The organism is Sphingomonas sp. R1, assembly GCF_025960285.1.
Taxonomy (GTDB): Bacteria; Pseudomonadota; Alphaproteobacteria; order Sphingomonadales; family Sphingomonadaceae; genus Sphingomonas.
This window is the reverse complement of the sequence record NZ_CP110111.1, coordinates 2276737-2299968: the sequence shown is the minus strand read 5'-3', so window position 1 is coordinate 2299968 and position 23232 is coordinate 2276737. Positions and strand designations below refer to the sequence as shown.

The following is a 23232-nucleotide window of genomic DNA, read 5'->3' as shown; positions in this document are numbered from 1 at the left end:
CTTCCGCTGGGAATCGGAATGCGGTGAGCGATGGCGGGCTGAAGGCGGTGTTTCTGGCGCAGCGACCGATGCTGTTGCGCCTGCTCGTCGCGCGGCTCGGCAATCGCGACGATGCCGAGGATGCGCTGCAGGACATGTGGCTGCGGATCGACCAGCTGGCGGAGCAGCCGATCGCCCAGCCCGCGGCCTTTCTCTATCGGGTCGCCGCCAATCTCGCGACCGATCGCCGGATCGCCGCCGGCCGGCGCGGCGCCCGCGATGCAGGCTGGGTCGAAGTGCAGCCGCGTGCGGAGGACGTGCCCGATGCCGAGCGCACGCTGGTCGCGCGCAGCGAATGGCAGGCGGTGGAGGACGCAATCGGCGAAATGCCCGAACGCATGGCCACCGCGCTGCGCATGTTCCGCATCGAGGAGCGGCCGCAGCGCGCCATCGCCGAGCATCTCGGCATCAGCGTGAGCGGTGTCGAGAAGCTGCTGCAGCGGGCCTACAGGAAAATTCAGGAGCGTCTCGAATCCGTTGGTGGGGATTCGGCAGACGCGCATCGTCTGGATAGTGAAAGGGGTTCCGACCGTGCAGGTTGAGACAGCAGACGCGATCGAGACGGCGATTGCCTGGCAGCTGCGGCTGGCGGACGCCGATGCGGACGTGTGGGCCGAATTCGTCGGCTGGCTCGAGGCGAGCCCGGCGCATGCGGCTGCCTATGATCGCGTCGCGATGGCCGATCGGCTGCTCGCCGAGGTGCGCTTTCCAGACCCTGCGATCCAGGCGGAGAACGACAATGCGCCGGCGCCGCGCGGCACGCGCTGGTGGATCGGCGGCGGCGCCGTGGCGGCGGCGGCGGCGGTTGCGCTTGCGGTCGCGCCCTCGCTGGTGCCGCGCAGCGCGATCTACCAGGTGGCGACCCGCAACGGCGAACGGCAGTCGATCGTGCTGGACGACGGCACCAGGATCGAGCTGAGCGGTGGTACCCAGCTTACCCTGGATCGCGCCACGCCGCGCGTTGCGACGCTCGATCGCGGCGAGGCGCTCTTTCATGTCCGCCACGATCAGGCCCGCCCGTTCACGCTGCGCGTCGGCGCGGTCGCGGTCCGCGATCTGGGGACCGTGTTCAACGTCGCGCATGCGCAGGGCCGGATGACGGTCTCCGTGGCGGAAGGGTCGGTCGCCTTCCAGCCGCAGGGCACGGCGGTGACCCTGCGGCCGGGCGATGCCCTTTCGGCACGCGACGACGGCAGCGACTCCCGCCAATCCCGGGTTGCGCCCGCGCTCGTCGGTGGCTGGCGCGCGGGGCGCCTCAGCTTCGCCGGGCAACCTTTGGGTGAGGTTGCGAGCGAGATCAAACGGCTTTACGGCACCAAGATTGCCCTGCAGGGTAGTTTGTCGGAAAGGCCATTTACCGGTGTCGTCCATTTCTCGGGCGCTGCCGACCGCGACGTTCCGCGCCTGGCCGAATTGATCGGGGCAACGTGGCGGCGTGAATCGGGGCAGTGGATCTTGGCGGAACAGGGAAGCGGCGCGCGCTAGCCTCGCGCTGGCACTCGTCCTCGCCCTGCCTGCCGCACCCGCCTGGGCCCAGCGCAGTGCCATCCTCATTCCGGCGACCACGCTCGATGTCGCAATCGGCCAGCTGGCACGCCAGACCGGCGTCGATATCGCGAGCATCGACCCCGGCCTTCGGGCGATCCGTACCCCCGCGATCCGCGGATCGCTGACCGTCGATGCCGCGCTGGCGCGGTTGCTGCGAGGCTCCGGCTACGCCGCCCGCCGCCTGCCCGGAGGCGGCTATCGGATCGAGCAGGCCAGCCCCCGCCGCGTTCGCCCGCCCACGCCGCAGCCAAGGCCTGCGGCGTCGATCGATCCGGCGGCGCCCGTACACGGGCCAGACATCGTCGTCACCGCCAGCAAGCAGCGCGTCTCGCTGCTACGTTATCCCGGCAGCCTCACCCTCGCCGCGGGCGTCAACGGCCTGCCTGCCACGCCGACCGGCACCTTGAGCGATGCGGCGCACCAGGTACCGATCCTGCAGAGCACGCAGCTGGGCGCGGGCCGCAACAAGGTGTTCATCCGCGGGATCGCGGACAGCAGCTTCAACGGCAGCACCCAGTCGCCGACCAGCGTGTATCTGGACGACGTTCAGGTGAATTACTCGGGCCCCGAGCCCGGCCTGCGCCTGTACGACATGGCCAGCGTGGAAGTGCTCGAGGGGCCGCAGGGCACGCTGTACGGCTCCGGTGCGATCGGCGGCGTTATCCGTCTGACCTCCAATCGCGTCGACCTCCGGCATGTCGCCACCGCGGCGACCACGGGCGTCACGGCGACCCAGGGCGCGCAGCCGGGTTTCGACCTGGCCGGCATGGTCAACATCCCGCTGCTGCCGGACCGGGCCGGGCTGCGACTGGTCGGGTACGCGATCCGGGAGGGCGGCTATCTGCGCGACGACGATCGGCTGCGATCGGACGTCAACCGCAGCGATACCACCGGCCTGCGCGCGGCGCTGCGCATCGAGCCCGGCGCGGGCTGGCAGGTGGAGGCCAGCGGTGCGGGCCAGTGGATCGATACGCGCGACGGGCAATATGCCGAGCGCGCGGAGGGAACGCTGACCCGCCGCACGCTGGCCGCGCAGCCGTTCGACAACACGCTGCTGTTCGGCCGGGTGGTGATCACCAAGGATTGGGGGAGCGGCCTGCGCTTCGTTTCCGCCAGCGGCGTCACCGGGTACGAAACGCACGAGGTGTTCGACGCGACGCCGCGCAATGCCAAGGGCCGCGTGATCGGGCCGCTCACGCTGTATCGCGCCAATCACGACAAGGAACTGATCAGCCAGGAGGCGCGATTGTCGCGCTCGCTGTCCAACGGCAACAGCTGGGTGGCGGGGTTCACCTATGTCAGCGATCGGGACATCCTCGCCCGCAGCTATGGCCAGCCTGGGCAGGATGTCAGCATTCTCGGCGTCACCAACGTCACGACCGCGCTCTCGGCGTTCGGCGAATCCACCTTCGTCCTGACCCCGGCGCTGTCGTTCACCGTGGGCGGCCGCTACACGTCGGCGCGGACGGACGGCGATCCATCGGCCACGCCGCGGGCGAACAATTTCGTCCGCGGGCGCCTCACCCGGCGCCTGGATCCCACCCTCGCGGCATCGTGGCGCATCGGCCGCGAGGTGGCGCTCTTCGCGCGCTTCCAGACCGGCTATCGCACCGGCGGTCTCGCCGTCGCGCCGGGGATCGGTCGCGTGGCCGACTATAAGTCGGACGCGATCACGGTGGTGGAAGCAGGTATCCGCAAGCTGCGGAGCGGTGCCACCGGGCTCACCGCCTCGGGCAGCATTTCCGCCGCGCGGTGGGAAGACGTGCAAGCCGATCTGATCACGCAGAGGGGGCAGCCCTACACCGCCAATATCGGCAACGCGAAGATCCTGGCGGTGGAAGGCACCCTCGACTGGGTCCCCGTGGCGGGGTTGCGGGCGCAAGGATCGTTTCTGCTGACCGAAAATCGCGTGCGCGGGCCGGTCGCCGATCTGTCTCGGCGCAACAATCGGCGGCTGCCCGAAACGCCCCCCTTTGCCGCGCACGCTGCGCTCTCCTATCGCTGGGAGCAGCGCCCGATGCAGCCGCTGATTGGGGTTTCGGCGGATTACACCGGCCGATCGGTGCTGGGCACGGGCGACTTTCTCGACGTCAGCCAGGGGCGCTACTGGACCGCCGACGCCTATGCCACGCTGCGCATCGGCAAGGCGGAGCTGAGCCTCACCCTGGCAAACCTTACGGACCGCCGGGCGAACCAGTTCGCCTATGGCAACCCGTTCACGCTCAGCCTGCGCGACCAGCTGACGCCGCTGCGACCCCGCAATCTGCGGATCGGCATCACGACGGGCTGGTGACCTCGGCGTCCCCGGCAAGCGGGAAGCACAACGAAACGCAGGTGCCCTTGCCGGGGCCGCTCTCCACGCCGAGACGGCCCTGGTGCACGTCCATGATCCGACGGACGATCGACAGGCCGAGCCCGGCGCCATCCGAGCGCTGGTGATCCGCCCGCCAATAGCGTTTGGTGGCCTCCTCTGGGTCGGATGCGGCGATGCCCGGGCCGTTATCCTGCACCCGCAGCACGCCGTCTGCGGTCACCTGCACCTCGATCGCGGTGCCAGGCGGGGTGTGGCGACTGGCATTGGTGATCAGGTTCGCCAGCGCTAGGCCGGCCAGCACGCGGTTGCCGCGGATCCATATTGGCACAGGAGGGGAATCGAGGGCGATCGTGTCGCCCGCGGCGAGGATCGAGGGAGCATGCAGGCCGATCGTCTCCTGCGCCAGCAGCCCGGCATCGAAGGTTTCGAACCGGTCCTCCGCCATCACCTCCAGCGTGGCGAGATCCTGCAGCTGCGCGACGACATGGCCCAGCCGGTTGGCGGATTGTCGCAGCCGCGCGCGCACCGCGGGGTCGGCGACCGATTCCAGCTCGAGCTGGTGGACGGCGAGCGGGGTGCGAAGCTCGTGGGTCACGTTGGCGACGAATTCGGACTGGCTGCGAAAGCTCGCCTGCAGTCGCACCAGCAGCGCATTGGTCGCGCGGGCGAGGGGGGCCACCTCCAGCGGCAGGCCGGCTTCCTCCAGCCGGACGTCGAGCGAATGCGGCCCGATCGTCGCCGCCTGCTGCGAGGCGGCACGCACTGCGAACACCAGCCGGGCGATCAGCGCGCTGTTGATCAGCGGCAAGAGCAGCAGGATCGAGACCAGCACCGGATCGTAGCGGCGGATGAAGCCGCGTACGACATCGTCGAGGATCGCACCCGGGCCGGTGCGATCCTGCGTCACGATCACCCACAGGCGATCGGTACCCGACCAGACCGGGAGGCTGACGCCGACAAAGGCGCCGGCGCGGAACGAGGCGGGCGCCTCTCCGCGCGGTGCCGCCCGCCAGGGGACGAGATCGGCTTCGGGGCTGCCGTCGATCGGTCTTCCGTCACGGTCGGCGACCACGAAGGCGCGGCCGTCATAGGGCGAGGCGTAGATGCGCGCGACCATCGGATCCAGCCGTACCGCCGGTTTGCCCGATGCGCGCGCGATGCTGCCCGCGATCGCATGCGCCTGGCTCTGGAGCGTGCGCTGCTCGTAACGCTCCGCCTCGGTACGCAGGAAGGTGGTGAGCAGCACCGGCAGCGCGACCGCGGCGATCGCGATGGCGGCGAGTTCGATCAGCAGGATGCGGGCGATCAGCGAGCGCGGCCATAGCGTCATGGCAGCGGCCTAGCCGATCGGCCCGCGTCCCGCATCACCCCGTCGCCAGTTCGCGCAGGATATAGCCCACGCCGCGGATCGTCTCGATCCGGACCGTTGCGCCGGCCGCCTCCAGCTTGCGGCGCAGCCGATAGGCCTGCACCTCCAGCGCGTTGGATCCCACGGGCTCGCTCAGCCCGTAGAGCTGGTCCTCGGCGAGCTGCTTGCTTACGACTTGGCCGAAACGGCGCAGCAACAGCGCGGCAAACTGGCGTTCGCGCGCGGTGAGAAGCACCGGGGTGTCGCCTATCACGAGATCGCCCGATGCCGTGTCGAACCGCAAATTGCCGAAGCGCAGTTCGGCCCCGGCCATGGCCCCCTGCCGCCGCATCACCGCGTGCAACCGGGCAGCGAGCTCGTCCACGTCGAACGGCTTCACCACATAATCGTCCGCTCCGGCATTGAGACCGGCGATCTTCATGTCGAGCGCGCTGCGGGCCGTCACCGCGATCACCGGAATCGGGTTGTTCTGTGCCCGCAGACGACGCACCAGATCGAGCCCGTCGCCATCGGGCAGGCCCAGATCGAGCAGGATCGCCGCATAGTGGGCGGCGGCGATCATCTGCCGGGCATCGTCGATGCCGCCCGCCACGTCGCTGTGGATGCCGCGGTGCCGGAGCGCATCGGACAACGCCTGCGCCAGCGGCCGGTCGTCCTCGATCATCAGCACGCGCATGAAAGCGGCATCTCGTAAGTTTCCTGTCAGCGACAGCCGCTAATGGCGCGGTGCAGCATCGACCGCAATACAATGTGTGTCTGCTATATTGCACCCGTGAAGGGAAAAGCGTGACTGGACATTCGGAACAAGCCACCAGCCTGCCGCCCGCGCGCCGCCTGTTGCCGCGCGCGCAGGCGATGCTGCTCGGGCTCATCGTCCTCGCAGTGATCGCGATGCTTGTCATCGGCTATACGGTGCAGGCGATGCTCGCGCCCAAGCCGGTGGAGGAAGCGCCGCTGCCGCCGGGGGCCTTCCGCCCGACCCAGCAGCAGCTGGCACAGCTTCAGTTCGTCAAGGTCGAGGGCGGCAGCAATGTCGAGCTGGTCCGCGCCAGTGGCTCAATTCAAGCGGACGGCGATCACAGCACGCCGATCGTGCTCCCCTTCTCCGGGCAGGTGCTCCAGGTGCTGGTCGAGCCCGGCCAGCGCGTGACGCGCGGCCAGCCGCTGCTCCGCATCGCTTCGCCTGAGCTGATCGATGCGCGGAGCGCGCTCCTCGCCGCGAGTGCGCAGCGCGCCAGCGCGACCGAAGCGCTGCGCATCGCGCAAGGCAATCTCGCCCGCCAGAAGGCGATTACCGAAACCGCGGGCGGCGCGATGAAGGATTACCTCCAGGCCCAGGCCGATTTCGTGTCGGCCCAGTCCGCCGCGCGTCAGGCCGACGCGGCGCAGCGTGCCGCGCAGGACCGGCTGGCGCTGTTCGGCCACACCGAAGGCGCCGGTACCTCGGCCTATACGGTCTATCGCGCGCCGGTTTCGGGCATCATCGCGGACCGCAGCGTCGCGCCGGGCCAGTTTCTGAGCAGCGGCAACACCACGCCGCTGATGACGATCACCGATCCCGCCCGCGTGTGGCTGGTCGCCCAGTTGGCCGAGAGCGAAGCGGCCAGCATCCGCGTCGGCGATCAGGTGGTCGTCACCACGCCGGCGCTGCCCGGCCAGCAGTTCACCGCGACGATCGACAATGTCGCCGCCGGTCTCGATCCGACGACCCATCGCCTGCCGGTACGCGCGACGATCGCCAATCCGGGCGGCGCGCTCAAGCCGCAGATGTTTGCGGCCTTCACCATCCGCCGCCCCGTCGATACCGGCCAGGGCGTGCTGATCCCCGCCGTGTCGGTGATCCACGAGGGGGATGCCGCCCGAGTCTGGGTGCGCGCGAGCGACGGCCTGCTTTACGGACGCCCCGTGCAGATCGGCCAGACCGATGGTGGCCTCACCCGCGTGCTCGGCGGCCTGAAGCCCGGTGACAGGATCGTCGCCAGGGGCGCACTGTTCGTCAACGAGGCGGGCCTCGGCGAATGAACCGCCTCGTCGAAATGGCGCTGCGCCAGCGGATGCTGGTGCTCACCCTCCTGATCGGCATGATCGCCGCGGGCGTGCTGGGCTTTCTGAACCTCAACATCGAGGCCTATCCCGATCCGGTGCCGCCGATGGTGGAACTGGTGACGCAGAGCGACGGCATCTCCGCCGAGGAGATGGAGCGCAACGTCACCACCCCGATCGAGGTGGCGATCGCGGGGCTCCCGCACCTCACCGCGGTGCGTTCGATCTCGCTGTTCGGCCTGTCCGACGTGAAGATCCAGTTCAGCTATGACGTGACCCACGAGCAGGCGCAGCAGATGGTGCTCGGTCGCCTCTCGCAGCTCGGCACCCTGCCCAACAACGCCCAGCCGCTGATCTCCCCGACCAGCCCGATCGGGGAGATCTATCGCTACCGGCTGAGCGGTCCGAGCGGCTATTCGGTGATGGATCTCAAGACCATCCAGGACTGGGTGCTTCAGCGCCGTTTCAAGCGCATCCCGGGCGTGATCGACGTGACCGGCTGGGGCGGCAAGCTGCGCTCCTACGAGGTCCAGCTCGACCGCGACAAGCTGACCGCGCATGGCGTGACCGTCCCGCAGGTGCTGGCCGCGATCGGTAAGAGCGATTCCAACGTCGGCGGCCAGACGGTCAATTTCGGCGAGCAGGCCGCAATCGTCCGCGGCGTCGGGCTGATCCAGTCGGTCGACGCGATCAACAACGTGCTGGTCGGCATGACCGGCACCACCCCGGTGCTGCTGCGCGACGTCGGCCAGGTGAAGATCGGCAATCTGCCGCGCCTCGGCGTGGCGGGCGAGGGGCAAGACGACGATATCGTCATGGGCATCGTGCTGATGCAACGCGGGGCCCAGTCGCTGCCGACGATCAACCGCGTCAAGGAAGAGATCGAGACGATCAACACCAGCGGCATCCTGCCGCCCGGCGTGAAGATCGAGCGCATCTATGATCGCTCGGACCTGATCTCGGTCACCACCCATACGGTGATGGAGAATCTGCTGGTCGGCGTGATCCTGATCTTCGCGCTGCAATATCTGTTCCTCGGTGATCTGCGCAGCGCGCTGATCGTGGCGATCACGATTCCCTTCGCGCTCTCGGTCGCGGTGCTGATCCTGGTGATCCAGGGCGAATCGGCGAACCTGCTGTCGCTCGGCGCGCTCGATTTCGGTCTCGTCGTCGATGCGGCAGTGATCATGGTGGAGGCGATCTACCGGCGGCTCGCGGACCGTTCGACCGCGATCACCGAGGGGCGGATCCATGCCAGCCCGGCCAATCGCTTCTCGGCGATCCTCCATGCCTCGAGCGATGTCAGCCGCGGCATCTTCTTTGCCGCCGCGATCATCATCGCCAGCTTCCTGCCGCTGTTCACGCTGACCGGCGTGGAGGGGCATATCTTCGGCCCGATGGCGAAGACCTATGCCTATGCCATCGCCGGCGGCCTGCTCGCGGCCTTCACCGTCTCGCCGGTGCTTGCGGCGCTGCTGCTGCCGGACAAGCTGAAGGAAGTCGATACCTGGGTGGTGCGCCAGATCCGCCGCGTGATCGAACCCGCAGTGTCGTTCACACTGGCCAACCGGCTGCTCACCTTCGGGCTTGCCGGGCTGCTCGTGATCGGCTCCTTCGCGACGATCCGCGTGCTGGGCGTCGAGTTCCTGCCGCACCTGGAGGAGGGCAATCTCTACATCCGCGCCAGCCTGCCGGCATCGATCTCGCTCGAGGCGGGCGAGGATGCGGTGAACGGCATCCGCAAGATCATCGCCGGCTATCCGGAGGTGGACCGCGTCGTCTCTACCCATGGCCGCCCGGATGACGGCACCGATCCGACCGGCTTCTTCAACGCCGAATTCTACACCCCGCTCAAGCCCGCCAAGGAGTGGCCGGCGGGGGTAACCAAGGAGACGCTCACCGCTGAGCTGCAGGCGAAGCTCGCAGCCAAATATCCGGGGGTGGAGTTCGAATTCTCGCAGTACATCCAGGATAACGTCGAGGAAGCATCGTCCGGGGTGAAGAGCTCCAACTCGCTCAAGATCTATGGCAGCGATCTCGAGACGCTCGAATCGATCGCCAACCAGATCAAGGCGCAGATGGCGCAGGTCAAAGGCGTCGCCGATCTCGGCATCTCCGATTCGCTCGGCCAGCCAACGGTGCGGATCGATGTCGATCGCGCCGCCGCGGCCCGCTACGGCCTGACGCCGGACGACATCAACGCCACCGTCGCAGCGGCGGTCGGGGGGCAGTCGAGCGGCGACCTGTATGAAAAGTCGACCGATCGGCACTTCCCGATCGTGGTCCGGCTCGACCCCTCGCAGCGCGACGACATCGAATCGATCCGTCGCATCCAGATCGGCGCGCCCTCGCCGACCGGCAACGGCGTGATCCAGGTGCCGCTCTCCGAAGTGGCGCAGGTGAAGCTGACCTCGGGCGCGTCGTTCATCTATCGCGAGCACCAGGAACGCTATGTCCCGATCAAGTTCAGCGTGCGTGGACGCGATCTTGGCAGCACCATCGCGGAGGCTCAGGCGCGAATCGCCAAGCATGTTCAGCTGCCGCCAGGCTATCACCTCGAATGGGCGGGCGAGCTGGGCAACCTGACCAACGCCGTCAACCGGCTGGAAGTGGTGGTGCCGATCAGCCTGGTGCTGATCCTCGTCCTGCTGTTCGCGAACTTCGGCTCGATCCGCGACACGCTTCTGGCGTTCAGCGTCATCCCGATGGCGATGGTGGGCGGCGTGCTGGCGCTGGCGCTGACCGGCACCGCGTTCAGCATCTCCGCCGCGATCGGCTTCGTCGCGCTGTTCGGCATCGCGGTGATGGACGGGATTCTCGTCGTCAGCACGTTCAACCAGAACGTCAACGAGGACATGGACCACGAGGCCGCGATGGCCGCGACGGTGCATCATTCGCTCCGTCCGGTGATCATGACCTGTCTGGTCGCCGCGATCGGCCTTCTGCCGGCGGCGATTTCCACCGGCATCGGCAGCCAGGTGCAGAAGCCGCTGGCGCTGGTGGTGGTGGGCGGCATGACGCTCGCGCCGCTGCTGATCCTGTTGGTGCTGCCGCCGCTGATCCTGAAGTTCTCGCGCCATCAGGGCGCGCATGGTCACACCGTCCGTCGCCACCATGTCGACGGCACCCCGATGGAGCAGGCATGATGCGCCGGCATTCGCTGATCCCGCTCGTCCTGCTCGCCGGCTGCACGGTCGGCCCGCACGACCTTTCCAACCCCGTTCCCCTGCCCCCCGCCCAGGCGCCGGGGCCGATCGCCCCGGCCAGCGGGGGCACGCAGCAACTGGTCGCCGGGGCCGCGGTGGTGCCGGACTGGTGGCAGGGCTTTGGCAGCACCCGGCTCGACGCGCTGGTCGCGCAGGCGCTTGCCCACAATAACGATCTTGCGGCGGCCGAGGCGAACCTGCGCCAGGCGCAGGAACTGGCGCGGGCGGCCTCGGGCAGCACCGGGCCGCAGGTGGATGCGAACTATCAGGCGCAGCGCACGCGGATTTCCAAGGCGCTCTCCGGCCCGCTCGCTGACCAGAACGACTATCTCTACACGCTGCACACCGCGCAGCTGACCGTCGCCTATCCGCTCGACCTGTTCGGGGCGGGCCGCAACAAGGTGCGCTCGGCGCGGGCGGCGGCCGATGTCGCGGCGCATCGGCTGCATGCGGCGCAGGCGACAGCGATCGCCAATCTCGTCCTCGCGGTGATCCAGCACGCCGCCCTGCAGGCGCAGATCGATGCCACCCAGGCGGCGATCCGCGACAATCGCGACTTGGTGACGCTGCTCGAAAAGCGGCGTGCGCTCGGGGACATCGGCGAAGCCGATGTAGGCGCGCAGCAGACCGCCCTCGCCACCATCGAGGCGACGCTGCCGCCGCTGGAGCGCCAGGCGCGGCACCAGGCCGGGCTGATCGCGACGCTCACCGGCCAGGCGCCGGGCACCGCCGCCGATCTGCCGAGCCTCGCCGAGCTGCAGCTGCCGGCCAGCCTGCCGGTCGCGCTGCCGGCGGACATCGTTGCCGCTCGTCCGGACGTGCGTGCGGCGGAAGCGCAGGTGCAGGGGGCGGCGGCGGACGTCGGTTCGGCGATCGCCGCCCGCCTGCCCTCGGTCACGCTCACCGGCAATGCCGGCGGATCGGCGACGCGCTTCCTCGACCTGTTCAAGGACGGCAATCCGTTCTTCTCAATCCTTGGCGGGGTGACCCAGCCGATCTTCCATGCCGGCCAGCTGAAGCACCAGCAGCGCGCGGCGGAAGCGGCGCTCGACGAGGCCAAGGCGCAGTATCGCGCAACAGCGCTCCAGGCGTTCCTCGATGTCGACGATGCGATCGCGGGGCTGCGCACCGATGCCGAGGCGCTCGATGCCGCCGCGCGCGCCGATGCGGCGGCGAGCCGCACGCTGGCGATGACGCGCCGGCAGGTGGAGTTGGGCGCTCTGGGCACGCTGCAGCTGCTCAACGCCTCCTCGGCCGCGTCGCAGGCATCGGTGCAGCTGGTCCAGGCCAAGGGCGCGCGGCTGGCAGACAGCGTCGCGCTGTTCCTCGCCTCGGGCAGCACGCCGGCGGACCTGCGGGCGGCTGGGCGCTAAGCCCGCGGCTTCTCAGCCGTCATTCCGGCGAAAGCCGGAATCCATTGGGGTCACCGTCGCGGCACTTGCTTCGGCGGCGCGGCGAATGGATCCCGGCTTTCGCCGGGATGACGGCTGGCGGGGATCGGGTCCGCGCTACTTCCCCGTCGCCGCCACGGTCGCCGGATTGACGTTCCAGCCGCGCACGGTGAGGTGCGGCGCCGCCGTGATTCCCGACGGGTAGCGCACGCTCAGCACGCGGTGCTGGCCCGGAAGCAGCGAAACATAGTTGTCGCTGTAATAGGCCGGCAGGATGCGCTTGCCCTCGGCATCGACCAGCGTGAACTTGGCGTTGAGCACCGGCACCGTGCCCTTGTTGGCGACGGTGACGGTGATCGCCTTGTCCTCGCCGTCGAGCTTGGGCGTGCTCGCCTGCACCTCGAGCGGTACCGAGGCGAGGCTTTCCAGCGCGCGATAGGCAGTATCGTCGCGGCCGCGCCAGTAGAAGTTGCGCGAGACGATCGCGCCCTTGGCATCGCTCAGCGTCAGTTCGACGAGCAGCATCGGGCTCGCCGCATAGAGCCGGTCAAGCGGCACGGCGTCGAGCGTCGTCACGCGGTTGGCCTTGGCATCCACCTTGTCGGTGCGGGCGAACAGCTGGACATTGTCGAGGCTGACGACGCGGGTCCTGGCGGTGAGGCCGCGCTGGTCGTCGCGCGTGGTGTTGAGCACCACCAGCTGGTTGTCCGGCTGGTTGATCTGGATGTGCACCGGCTCCACGGCGGTCTTGGCGCCGTAGTAGGATGCCTGGGTGTCATAGTCCCAGCTGTAGATCTGCCACATGTTCGACGGCCAGGACGGGTGCGTCATCCACAGCAGGCGACCGCTGTTCTTGGTCCAGAGATGGCCCAGGAAGCCCTCGAACATCGCCTTGTGCGTCTCGAGGTTCATCATCTGCGCCTTGCGCTCGAAATCCTCGAAGCTGAGCGGCTGGCCGAACATGGTGGTCAGCGCGGTCATGAAGCTCTTGGTGTCGCCATTCCCGCCGAAGTGCCAGTCGTGATAGGCGAGCGTATCGGACAGCGGCCAGCGATCCTTGGCGGGCATGGTTGCCGCCACCGATTCCAGCGTGGAGAGCGAGGGCGTGCCGGTCTCGACCGAGAATCCGGTGGCGAGATCGGTGAAATAGCCCACCGGCGCCCGATAATTATACGGGCCCGATCCCTGCAGGTTCACCACGTTCGAGCTGCCGGTGTACCAGCGGGTGCCGTCCAGCTCGCGGATCAGCTGGTCCAGCCCCTCGTTGAGCGTGGGGTAGGGCACGCCTTCGTTGCGGCCGAACCACACGATGATCGAGGGGTGGTTGCGGTAGCGCGCCACCGTGTCGCGGGCATTGGCGAGGAACAGTCCGGCGTCGTCCGGCTCGACCTGGAAATTCTGGGTCGATTGCCAGAAATCGTTGAGCACCATCATGCCGTTCTCGTCGGCGAGCTCGAAGAACTCCTCTTCGTCGTTATTGCCCATCCAGTTGCGGAGGATGTTCATGTGCGCCTCGCGCTGGAGGCGGAAATAGGGGGCGAGCCGCTCGCGGCTGACCTGCTTCATCGCATCGTCCATGCCCCAGTTGCCGCCGCGCGCAGCGATCTTCACGCCGTTGACGCGGATGACGAGGTGCGGCTCGGGCAGCGTCTCCTCGGGGATGGCGGTGACCGCCTTGGAGGTTTCGCCCGCGGGGGTGAGCGATTCTGCCCAGCCGGTCGGGCTCTGCTTGAGCGCTTCGTGGCGGACGTCGATCAGCTGCTGGCCGGCGAGCGAACCGTCGGTCAGCTGCAGGTTCACGCGGCGCAGCTGGCCGAGATGGTCGAACAGCGACAGGTCGTAGCTCACTTCGCGGATGCCGAAGCGCAGTGCCTTGGTGTCGCTCGGCTGGCCGTTCGCGGCCGCCTCGATCTTGAGGTCGTGCAGCGCCGGATCGCCATAGCCGTTCGGCCACCACAGCTTCGGGTTGCGCACGGTCAACTGATGGAACTCCGCCGGCGCGAAGCGAACCTCGCCCTTGCCCGGCTGCGCGGTGACGGTCTTTTCCACCGTCACGTCGTCGAACGCGGCGCGGATCGTCACCGGCTGGGCGGCGGCGGCGCGGTTCTCGAACGGCACGGTGATGTAGACGTCGGCGCTGTCGGTGCGCGGCAGCGGCAGGTCGGTCACGACATGCGGGTCGCCGATCTTGACGTCGCCGGTCGCGACCAGCTCGACGGGGCGCCAGATGCCGGTGTTGCGATCGCGGATGCCGGGGATCCAGTCCCAGCCCTCGGTCGCGACGAAAGTGGGGCCGTCGATCGCGAGCTGGCCGCCATTCTCGCCGACGCCGGCCTTGATCGACTGTTCGTGCGGAATGCCGGGATGCGGCGGCGGCGAGACGCGCACGGCGACGACGTTCTCGCCGGCCGCAGGCACGATCTCGAACTGGCCGCGAATGAAGGCGCCGCGCGTGCCGCCCTGGCGCTGGCCGTTGACCCACACTTCCGCGGCGTAGTTGATGCCGCCGAACACGAGGGTAAGGCGCTTTCCCGCGGCCTCGGCCGGCACGGTGAAGCTGGTGCGGTACCAATAATCCTGGCGGGCAAGGCTCTCGGGAATCTTGAGATTGTTGAGGCCGTAATAGGGATCCGGATACACGCCGCGATCGACCAGCGTGGTCAGCACCGTGCCGGGCACCGTCGCGGCATACCAGGTGCCCTCGGGCCTGCCGGGGCGCGAGAGCGTGCCGCCGTCGGCGGGGATGCCGGGCGCGGCTGCCAGCTGCCAGCCGTTGATCTGCCAGCGCAGCGGACCCGCAGGCGCCAGGCTCGGCAGCGTCGGCACGGGCTTTGCGATGGGCGGGGTATAGGCCGTCGCACTCTGCGGCAGCGTCCAGGGATCCTGCTGGCGCGTCATGCCGATATTGGCGGTCTTTTGCAGGTCCCAGCCGACGCCGACACGCCACATCTGGACCAGCTCGAACGCCGGGGGATTGCCGGCCTCTCCCTGCACCTCGCTGGCGCCCAGCGCGACGCCGCGCAGCTGGGCCGATACCAGCGCGCCGCCGAAATGGGCCTGCCCCGCCACCACCGGTGCCAGCGCGATCCGGGCATCGACCGCCGCGCCGTTCAGCGCGCCCTCGCCGACCTGCTTGCCGTCGAGATAGAGCCGGACCCGGCCGCCCTCGATCACTGCGGCGACATGTGCCCAGCGGCCTGCTGCGAGCTTGGGCGTGCTGTTCACGGCGGTGCCGCTGCCGAAGAAGTGGAGTGCGCCGCCGCGCAAGCCCAGGCAGCGGCAGTCGCCGGCGGGATCGCCGAACGCGATCAGCGTCACCACGCCCTGCTGCACCAGATCGGGCTTCACCCAGGCCGACAATGTCACCGGGGCGCCCGAGCGCAACAGCGCATCGGCCCCGCTCAGCGGCCGTTCGATGCCGATGCCGCCGGCGAGGAAGCTGGCATTGTAGGGCCCGCCATTATCGGGCTCGGCCGCCTGCACGGCGGTGATGGCCAGCATGGCGGCGCCCACGAGCATGGCGCGGGTAGAGTTGCGCATCGATATTCCTCCCCAACTGTGCGCCGGGCCCGCGCTGTCGCGCCCCGGGGTCCGTTCGTCGCCATCTCGGCACGTCGCCGTTTTTATTCACCAAATTTAGTAATTCAACCATGCACGTCGCATCGGCGCTTGCACCCTGGCCTCAAATCGACTGTTATCGCAACCACCATGACCAGCGGCCGCCCTCCGATCCGCCTTTCGGGTACCAACCTCGAACGTGCCGCTGACCATAACCAGCGTGTCACGCTGCATGCGATCCGCGCCAACGGATCGCTGACCCGGGTGGATCTGGCGCGGATTACCGGCCTGACCGCGGCGGCGATCGCGAACATCACCAAGCGGCTGCTGGCGGACGGGCTGATCCAGGAAGCCGGGCGGCGCTTCGGCGGGCGCGGGCAGCCGCCGACGAACCTGATCATCAATCCCCAGGCCTGCTATTCGCTGGGCCTCAACATCGACCGCGATCACGTCACGCTCGTGCTCGTGGATTTCCTCGGGGAGACCGTGGCGCGCGCGAGCCGGGAAATCGATTTCGCGCTACCCGAGCAGGTGGCGGCCTTCTACCGGGCCGAGGTGGAGGCGCTGATCGCCTCCGCGGGGGTGGATCGGCGGCGGATCGTCGGTCTCGGTATCGCCAGCCCGGACGATCTCGGCCTGATCGCGCTGCCGGGCATGCCGGACGCCTATCGGCGCTGGGAAGAGACCGACCTCGCCGAGCTGCTCGTCGAGCCGCTCGACCTGCCGGTGTTCGTCGAGAACGATGCCGCCGCCGCCGCGATGGGCGAGCTGCAGCTGGGGCTGGGCCTGCAGCATTCGAGCTTCTTCTACATCCTGATCTCCTCGGCGCTGGGCGGCGGGCTGGTGATCGACAGCAATTACTTCCGGGGCGCTACCGGGCGGAGCGGCGAGCTGGGTTTCCTCACCCATCGCGATGGGGACGGCGTGGCGCGCCAAATCCAGGCGCATGTCTCGCTGTCCGGGCTCGCCCTGCCGCTGGAGGCGGCCGGGTACACCGTGCAGGACATGCTGGCCTGCGACGGCAGCGATCCCGCGCTCGAAGCGGTGGTGGATGCCTGGATCGAGGAGGCGGCGCGGCTGCTCGTCCAGCCGTTGCTTGCGGTGAACTGCCTGATCAATCCCGAAGCCGTGCTGATCGGCGGCCGGCTACCGGGCCGTCATGTCGACCGGCTCGCCGCCCGCGCCAATGCGGTTCTCGCCGAACAGGGGGGCGATGCGCCTGCGCTGGCCCCGATCGCCCGTGCACAGCTCTCCGCCGACGCCCCGGCGGTGGGCGCGGCCATCCTGCCGTTCAGCTATTTCCTCCTGCCCAAGAGCAGTGCGCTGTGGAAAGCCCCGGCGGGCGATGGCGAGGCCATCGCCGCATTTGCCTGACCGCGATTAAATCAAACGAATAAGTTTAATCTTGTGTCTCGCGGCACTGCGAGGCAGAGGATGCGCCGCGCCTGGCGTGCGCGCTATCGGCAGCAGATCGGCAACGCGCCGACGTGGCGGGGAGGGAAGACTTCGATGGGCATCGAGCAGCAGGCAGTGCGAAGGGTGCGGGGCGTGGGCCGCTGATGTCGCAGGCTGCACCGCGCCCGTTTGCGGGCATCGAGCTCGGCGGCACCAAATGCGTGCTGACCCTTGCGCTGGGACCGGACAGGATCCTCGCGCAGGAAACCGTGCCCACCCAGGCCCCCGAAGCCACGCTGTCGGCCCTCGAGACGATCCTCGCGCGCTGGTGGGCAGAGACCGGCTTTGCCGCGCTGGGAATCGCCAGTTTCGGGCCGGTCTGCCTCGATTTCGCGAACCCGCAGTTCGGCCACATCCTCACCACCTCCAAGCCCGGCTGGAGCGGCACCAATGTCGCGCGCCGGCTGGCGGCACCCTATGCCGTGCCGATGGCGTTCGACACCGATGTGAACGGCGCGGCGCTGGCCGAGATGCGCTGGGGGGCCGGGCAGGGGCTTCGCGACTTCGCCTATGTCACCGTCGGCACCGGTGTGGGCGTCGGCCTGGTGGTCCACGGCTTGCCGACCCGCGGGATCGGGCATTGCGAGATGGGACACATCCGGGTGCCGCGACTGCCCGACGATGGCGCTCCCAGCGGCTGCCCGTTCCATGACGACTGTATCGAGGGTCTTGCCTCCGGCACCGGCATCCGCGCGGCGCTGGGCGACGAGCCGGTCGAGACGGTGGCTGCCGACCATCCGGTGTGGAATCGCGTCGCCTCGGCGATCGCGCTGCTGTGCCACACGCTGGTCGCGACCAGTGGGCCGCAGCGCATCGCGATCGGCGGCGGCGTGATCCAGCGCCAGCTCCACCTACTCGATCGCATCGATCCGCTGCTCCGCGACAGCATCGCCGGCTATCTGGAGGTGCCACCGGCCCCCTATGTCGTCGCGCCCGCGCTCGGCGATCTGGCGGGGTCGCTCGGCCCCATTGCCTTGGCGATGTCCGCGCTGGATCGCGCGCATGCGGGATTTCCGGTCGAAAAGGTGGCCTGAACCAGATAGATGCCGAATCCAACGCCGCGAGACGGCGCCAACGTCCCGGCGGGCTTCGCGTCCGCGCATGGACTTGGGCGCCGATCCTGCGGTATCGCTACCAGAACACCGAACGGGAGAGAGACAATGCCTGCCAGCCTGAAGCTGCTCTTGGCGACCACCATGCTGGTCGCGACGCCTGCCGTTGCGCAGCTGACGCCGACAGCGCTGTCGTCTACCGCCCATCCTGACAAGTGGCCGGCTGCGAAGAGCCAGGGCCTGATCGATCCTGCCACCGAGAAATTCGTCAGCGACCTACTGGCGAAGATGACGCTGGAGGAGAAGGTCGGCCAGATGATCCAGGCCGATATCGGCAGCATCAAGCCCGAGGATCTGCTCGTCTATCCGCTCGGCTCGATCCTGGCCGGGGGCAGCTCGCCGCCCATCGGCGCGCCGGATCGCAGCCCCCGCGGCCCCTGGCTGGCGACGGCGCAGGCCTTCCAGAAGGCGGCGCTTGCCCGCAAGGTCGGGCATACCCCGATCCCGATCATGTTCGGCATCGACGCCGTGCATGGCAACAACAACGTGATCGGCGCGACGCTCTTTCCGCACAATGTCGGCCTTGGCGCGATGCGCGATCCGGCGCTGATGGAGAAGATCGGCCGCGCCACCGCCGAGGAAACCGCCTCGGTCGGCATGGACTGGGCGTTCGGGCCGACGCTCGCGGTGCCGCAGGACGAGCGCTGGGGGCGCGCCTATGAGGGCTATTCCGAGGAGCCCGAGGTGGTGCGCAGCTATGCCGGCGCGATGATCCGCGGCCTGCAGGGCGCCCCGGGCACCAAGGATCGCTTCCAGAAGGGCTATGTCGCTGCCTCGGCCAAGCACTTCCTCGGCGACGGCGGCACCTTTGGCGGGCAGGACCAGGGCGATACCCGCGTTTCCGAAGAGGCGCTGATCCGCATCCACAATGCCGGCTATCCGGGCGCGGTGAATGCCGGCACGATGACCGTGATGGCCTCGTTCAGCAGCTGGAACGGCACCAAGATGCACGGCAACAAGTCGCTGCTCACCGATGTGCTGAAGGGCAGGATGGGGTTCGACGGCTTCGTCGTCGGCGACTGGAACGGTCATGCCCAGATCCCCGGCTGCACTCCCACCGATTGCGCCGCGACGTTCAACGCCGGGCTCGACATGGCGATGGCGCCGGACAGCTGGAAGGGCCTGTACGAATCGACGCTCGCACACGCCAAGGACGGCACGATCCCGATGGCGCGGATCGACGATGCGGTGCGCCGCATCCTGCGCGTGAAGGTGCAGATGGGCCTGTTCAACCCGGCCCGCCCCTATGAGAGCAAGCCTGAGGTAATCGGCTCGCCCGAGCACCGCGCCATCGCGCGCGAGGCCGTGGCCAAGTCGCTGGTGCTGCTCAAGAACAGCGGCGTGCTGCCGGTGAAGGCGAGCGCCAACGTGCTGGTCGCGGGGCCGGGTGCGGATTCGATGGCGCAGCAGTCGGGCGGCTGGACGCTCAGCTGGCAGGGCGATGGCAATCCGAACGCGATGTTCCCCAACGGCGAGACGATCTTCGCCGGCATCCAGGCGGCGGTGAAGGCGGGCGGCGGCACCGCGACGCTCTCCGCGGACGGCAGCTTCACGAGCAAGCCCGACGTGGCGATCGTCGTGTTCGGTGAGGAGCCCTATGCCGAGATGCGCGGCGACGTGCGCACGCTGGAGTTCCAGCCGGGCGACAAGCAGGCGCTGGCGCTGCTCAAGAAGCTGAAGGCGGCGGGCGTGCCGGTCGTCTCGGTGTTTCTCTCGGGGCGTCCGCTCTGGGTGAATTCCGAGCTCAACGCCTCGGACGCGTTCGTCGCCGCGTGGCTGCCGGGCAGCGAAGGCGCGGGCGTGGCCGATGTGCTGATCGGCGACAAGGCCGGCAAGCCGCGCCGCGACTTCACCGGCACGCTGTCGTTCAGCTGGCCCAAGACCGCCGGCCAGTTCACGCTCAATCGGGGCGAGCCGGACTATGACCCGCTGTTCGCGTTTGGCTATGGCCTCAGCTACGCCAAGCCGGGCACCGTGGCCACGCTCAGCGAAGTCTCGGGCGTCGATGCCTCGCTGGCCAATGTCAGCACTTTCTTCGCCAAGGGCGTGACCCCGGCGCCCTTCTCGTTCGCGACCGACAGCGGAATCACCCGTAAGACCGTCGACGGGCCGGCGACGCAGGAAGGCGCGCAGCAGCTGAGCTGGCCCGCCGGCCCCGCAACGCTTCGCATCGGCGGTAGCGACCTCGATCTCAGCCGCGAGACCAATGGCGAACTGTCGATCCGCTTCGTCTACCGCGTCGACACCGCGCCGACCGGGCCGGTCAAGCTGCTGATGGAAGGCGGCAAGAACACCGGCGCGATCGATGCGACCAGCCTGTTCGCCGGCAAGCGCGGCTGGCAGACGGTGAACGTCCTGCTGAAATGCTACCAGAAGAACGGCGTCGACGTGACCAAGGTGACCGCGCCGGTGGTGCTGCAGGCGAACGGCCCGTTCGTCGTGTCGCTTGCCGAGGCGCGGATCGTGTCCGAGCCCAACAACTCGGTATGCCCGGGCCAATGAGCGACATCGAGATCGTAGAGATCGCGCGCGGCTCCCTCCGCGCGCAGTTTCTCACGCTCGGCGCGACGCTGCGCCGGCTCGACGTGCCGGATCGGCATGGGCAGCCTGACAATGTCGTGCTCGGCTATGCCGATCTCGAGGACTATCGCCGCCGGCCGCCGCGCTATTACGGCGCGGTGGCGGGACGGTATGCCAACCGCATCGCAGGCGGCCGCGTCACGCTGGACGGCGAAACCTTCCAGCTGACCACCAACGAGGGCGGCAACAGCCTGCATTCGGGGCCGGACGGGTTCGACCAGCAGATCTGGAGCGTGGAGGCGCGCAGCGACACCGCCGTCACCTTCCGGCTCGACAGCCCGCATGGCTGGAACGGCTTTCCCGGCGATCTGGTCGCCAGGGTCGAATATGCGCTTGAGGATGACGGGCTGGCGGTCCGTTTCACCGCCACGGCGGACCGTGCGACGATCGTCAACCTGACGCAGCATGCCTATTTCAACCTGGCAGGCGAGAGCAGCGGCACCACGATCCTCGGTCACCTGTTGCAAGTGCCCGCGAGCGCGACCACACCGGTGACCGGCGAACTGATCCCGACGGGCGATCTGGCACCCGTGGATGGCGGCCCGTTCGACTTTCGCACGCCCAAGCCGATCGGTCGCGATATCGATGCCGATGACGCGCAACTCGCGCTCGGCCAGGGCTATGATCACAATTTCGTGCTCGACGGACCCGCGGGGTTCGAGCGCCGGATCGCCACCCTGTTCGATCCCGGCTCGGGCCGGGTGCTGGAGGTGTATTCGACCGAACCGGGCGTGCAGGTCTATTCGGGCAACTATCTGGCCGACGGCGCGCCGGGGACCGGCGGCGGCGTGTATCCGAAATGCGGTGGGCTGTGCCTGGAGCCGCAGAAATTTCCCGACAGTCCGAACCAGCCGGGCTTTCCCAGCGCGCGGGTGGAGGCGGGCGAGACCTACCGGCACAGCATGGCCTTCCGGTTTCGCACGGCGGCGGACATGGACGAGGCGTTCGGGTAAAGCCTGCAAGCCTCTCCTACCCGAGGAGGTGCCGGGGGGAGCGATTCCGCCACAATGGTCGGTGTCGGTCAGCTACCCCACGCCAACCCGGCGCCTGAAGGGAAGGGGCTTCATATTGCCCGTTGCCCTGGCGCTCGATACATGCCGCCGATGGCAAAAGCAGACCGCCTTGAACGGCTCGACAACCGGCGCCTCGAACTCGAAGCGGAGTATCGTGCCGCGCTGATCGAGGCGCTGGAGCGGACCGCAGCGGGCAAATGGGGCCTGTTCGATCACCAGAAGGACCGTCACGCCCGCGCCGCGGTCCGGCCGACGCTGGAGCAGCTCGCCGAACTGGGCGAGGAGATCGACGATGCCCGCGCGCGGCTCGGCCTGCCGCTGTTCGCGCTCCAGCAGGCGTTTCTGGCGGCGCGGGGGCCGGTCGGCCCCTCGGCCGTCGGCGAGCCCAAACAGGCCCAGGCATGGCTGGAGCGACTGGCCGCAGACGAGGAAGCTACGGACTAGCGCCGCAGGCCTGACATCACTCGGCGGTGGTGGGTACGGGTTCCACCGCGGCCTGCGCCTTGTGCGCGGCCTCTTCCGCCTTCTTCTTCCTGCCCTGATCGTAATGCCACTTGATGGCGAAGAACATGCCGGTGCCGAACACGATCAGCTTGAACGCGCCCAGCAAGATCGGAACCCAAATCATCTCTGTACCCTGACGTCGTCGGTCGCGAAGAATATCCCGTGCCTGGGCGATCTCCGTCGGGCGTGGGAAATAGGGGGGACGGCCGTCCGATGCCATTGGGCGGATTGTCGCACCGCCTGTATCGGCGGGGGACATATCCTAGTCGGCGTCGCCGCCATCACCGCCGCCGGCGCGCTGCGAATAGGTGATGCGGATCCGCACCCAGCTGCCGATCAACAGCCGGCTGTTCACCCGGGGCGCCTTCACCCGGAACTGGAACGCCGCCTGGCGCACCGCGCCGGCATAACCCGAGCCGCGCGGGAACTCGCCGAGCTCCTGGCAATCGGTCACCTGGTAGCGCTCGATCGTCCGGCAGGCGACTTCACCCCAGCCTTCGCGGCCCAGCGCGCGCTGCGGCAGATAGGGGGAAAGCTGCGCGTTGGTCGGGCGGCGATACCAGTCGGCGGCATAGAGCGTTTCGCCATGCGGACCGGTGCCGGCGCGCGGGGTATCGTCCGCGCCGCTGCCGCCGCCCGCCTCGGCGGTCTGTGTGTTGCCCTGATCGCCCGATTGCGCGGCGGGCGCCTTGGCGATGTCGCTCGCGGCATAGTCGCGCCGGCTCATCACGATGAAGCTGGGCGGCCCGCTCGATACCGGTGGCGTGACCGGCGGCGGCGGCAGTGCCGCGGTGGGCGGCGTCGGCTGTGCCGCCTCGGCCTTCTCGCCGGCGCGTCGGCGGGCCTTTTCCGGCGCCTTGGCAGCGTCCTTCTGGGCTGGGGCCTTGTCTCCCTCCGCCGCGTCGATGCCGAACACCACCGGCTTCGGCTTTTCCTTGGGCTCGACATGCGGCGCCATCCACAGGAGCAGCAGCGCAATCAGCAGCTCGATCGTCAGCGCCAGCAGGATCGCGACGGTGCGCCCGCGCAACGAGACGCGCAACCGGCGCACGGGCGAGGCGGAGGAGGTGGACAGCATGGCGCGCGGGACACTCAGGACA

General features: G+C 68.7%; 16 protein-coding genes. 11 read left to right on the top strand and 5 right to left on the bottom strand.

Annotated elements, in window-relative coordinates; genetic code table 11:
* Positions 1–23 precede the first annotated feature (23 nt).
* The 3 genes from OIM94_RS11055 to OIM94_RS11045 are packed head-to-tail and all read left to right on the top strand — an operon-like array spanning position 24 to position 3880.
* Complete coding sequence (locus OIM94_RS11055) at positions 24–581, top strand: RNA polymerase sigma factor (protein WP_413716353.1); 558 nt, start codon at positions 24–26, stop codon at positions 579–581.
* Entirely contained in the window at positions 571–1524 is a 954-nt protein-coding gene (locus OIM94_RS11050) for a FecR family protein (RefSeq protein ID WP_264606783.1), read from the top strand. The genes OIM94_RS11055 and OIM94_RS11050 overlap by 11 nt, the downstream gene beginning before the upstream one ends.
* Positions 1475–3880 carry a TonB-dependent receptor domain-containing protein gene (locus OIM94_RS11045; RefSeq protein ID WP_264606782.1) on the top strand — a complete coding sequence of 802 codons (2406 nt, stop codon included), beginning with the start codon at positions 1475–1477 and terminating at the stop codon, positions 3878–3880. Before OIM94_RS11050 ends, OIM94_RS11045 begins: the two co-directional genes overlap by 50 nt.
* Here the strand turns inward: OIM94_RS11045 and OIM94_RS11040 are convergent.
* Both OIM94_RS11040 and OIM94_RS11035 read right to left on the bottom strand, forming a co-directional pair.
* On the bottom strand, positions 3864–5231 hold the full coding sequence (locus OIM94_RS11040) for a sensor histidine kinase (protein WP_264606781.1): 1368 nt from the start codon (positions 5229–5231) through the stop codon (positions 3864–3866). The two genes, OIM94_RS11045 and OIM94_RS11040, sit on opposite strands and share 17 nt — an antisense overlap.
* Before the next feature lie 34 nt (positions 5232–5265).
* Entirely contained in the window at positions 5266–5946 is a 681-nt protein-coding gene (locus tag OIM94_RS11035) for a response regulator transcription factor (RefSeq protein ID WP_264606780.1), read from the bottom strand.
* A 179-nt stretch (positions 5947–6125) separates the two neighbouring features.
* On the opposite strand from OIM94_RS11035, the gene OIM94_RS11030 reads away from it, so the two are divergent.
* From OIM94_RS11030 to OIM94_RS11020, 3 genes are read left to right on the top strand one after another with little or no spacing between them, the layout of a single operon-like run.
* Positions 6126–7292: an efflux RND transporter periplasmic adaptor subunit gene (locus OIM94_RS11030; RefSeq protein ID WP_413716398.1), complete on the top strand. Its 1167-nt coding sequence runs from the start codon at positions 6126–6128 to the stop codon at positions 7290–7292.
* Complete coding sequence (locus tag OIM94_RS11025; protein ID WP_264606778.1) at positions 7289–10459, top strand: efflux RND transporter permease subunit; 3171 nt, start codon at positions 7289–7291, stop codon at positions 10457–10459. The genes OIM94_RS11030 and OIM94_RS11025 overlap by 4 nt, the downstream gene beginning before the upstream one ends.
* Complete coding sequence (locus OIM94_RS11020) at positions 10459–11892, top strand: efflux transporter outer membrane subunit (protein WP_264609886.1); 1434 nt, start codon at positions 10459–10461, stop codon at positions 11890–11892. Before OIM94_RS11025 ends, OIM94_RS11020 begins: the two co-directional genes overlap by 1 nt.
* A 135-nt stretch (positions 11893–12027) precedes the next feature.
* Here the strand turns inward: OIM94_RS11020 and OIM94_RS11015 are convergent, their stop codons facing one another.
* Entirely contained in the window at positions 12028–15450 is a 3423-nt protein-coding gene (locus OIM94_RS11015) for a glycosyl hydrolase 2 galactose-binding domain-containing protein (protein ID WP_264606777.1), read from the bottom strand.
* Positions 15451–15618: 168 nt separating this feature from the next.
* Here OIM94_RS11015 and OIM94_RS11010 point away from each other — a divergent pair, with 168 nt between their 5' ends.
* The 5 genes from OIM94_RS11010 to OIM94_RS10990 all read left to right on the top strand — a co-directional run bounded on the left by OIM94_RS11010 (position 15619) and on the right by OIM94_RS10990 (position 22072).
* Entirely contained in the window at positions 15619–16842 is a 1224-nt protein-coding gene (locus tag OIM94_RS11010; protein WP_264606776.1) for an ROK family transcriptional regulator, read from the top strand.
* Between the two features lie 185 nt (positions 16843–17027).
* Complete coding sequence (locus OIM94_RS11005; protein ID WP_264606775.1) at positions 17028–17957, top strand: ROK family protein; 930 nt, start codon at positions 17028–17030, stop codon at positions 17955–17957.
* A 126-nt stretch (positions 17958–18083) separates the two neighbouring features.
* Positions 18084–20537 carry a glycoside hydrolase family 3 protein gene (locus tag OIM94_RS11000; RefSeq protein ID WP_264606774.1) on the top strand — a complete coding sequence of 818 codons (2454 nt, stop codon included), beginning with the start codon at positions 18084–18086 and terminating at the stop codon, positions 20535–20537.
* Positions 20534–21568: an aldose epimerase family protein gene (locus OIM94_RS10995; protein WP_264606773.1), complete on the top strand. Its 1035-nt coding sequence runs from the start codon at positions 20534–20536 to the stop codon at positions 21566–21568. Before OIM94_RS11000 ends, OIM94_RS10995 begins: the two co-directional genes overlap by 4 nt.
* Positions 21569–21718: 150 nt before the next feature.
* Positions 21719–22072 (top strand): hypothetical protein, encoded by a 354-nt coding sequence (locus OIM94_RS10990; RefSeq protein ID WP_264606772.1) that lies wholly within the window; start codon positions 21719–21721, stop codon positions 22070–22072.
* 16 nt (positions 22073–22088) lie between these two features.
* Here OIM94_RS10990 and OIM94_RS10985 read toward each other — a convergent pair whose 3' ends face one another.
* Both OIM94_RS10985 and OIM94_RS10980 read right to left on the bottom strand, forming a co-directional pair.
* Positions 22089–22256 carry a hypothetical protein gene (locus OIM94_RS10985; RefSeq protein ID WP_264606771.1) on the bottom strand — a complete coding sequence of 56 codons (168 nt, stop codon included), beginning with the start codon at positions 22254–22256 and terminating at the stop codon, positions 22089–22091.
* A 138-nt stretch (positions 22257–22394) separates the two neighbouring features.
* Positions 22395–23210 carry a hypothetical protein gene (locus OIM94_RS10980; protein ID WP_264606770.1) on the bottom strand — a complete coding sequence of 272 codons (816 nt, stop codon included), beginning with the start codon at positions 23208–23210 and terminating at the stop codon, positions 22395–22397.
* Positions 23211–23232: the final 22 nt, after the last annotated feature.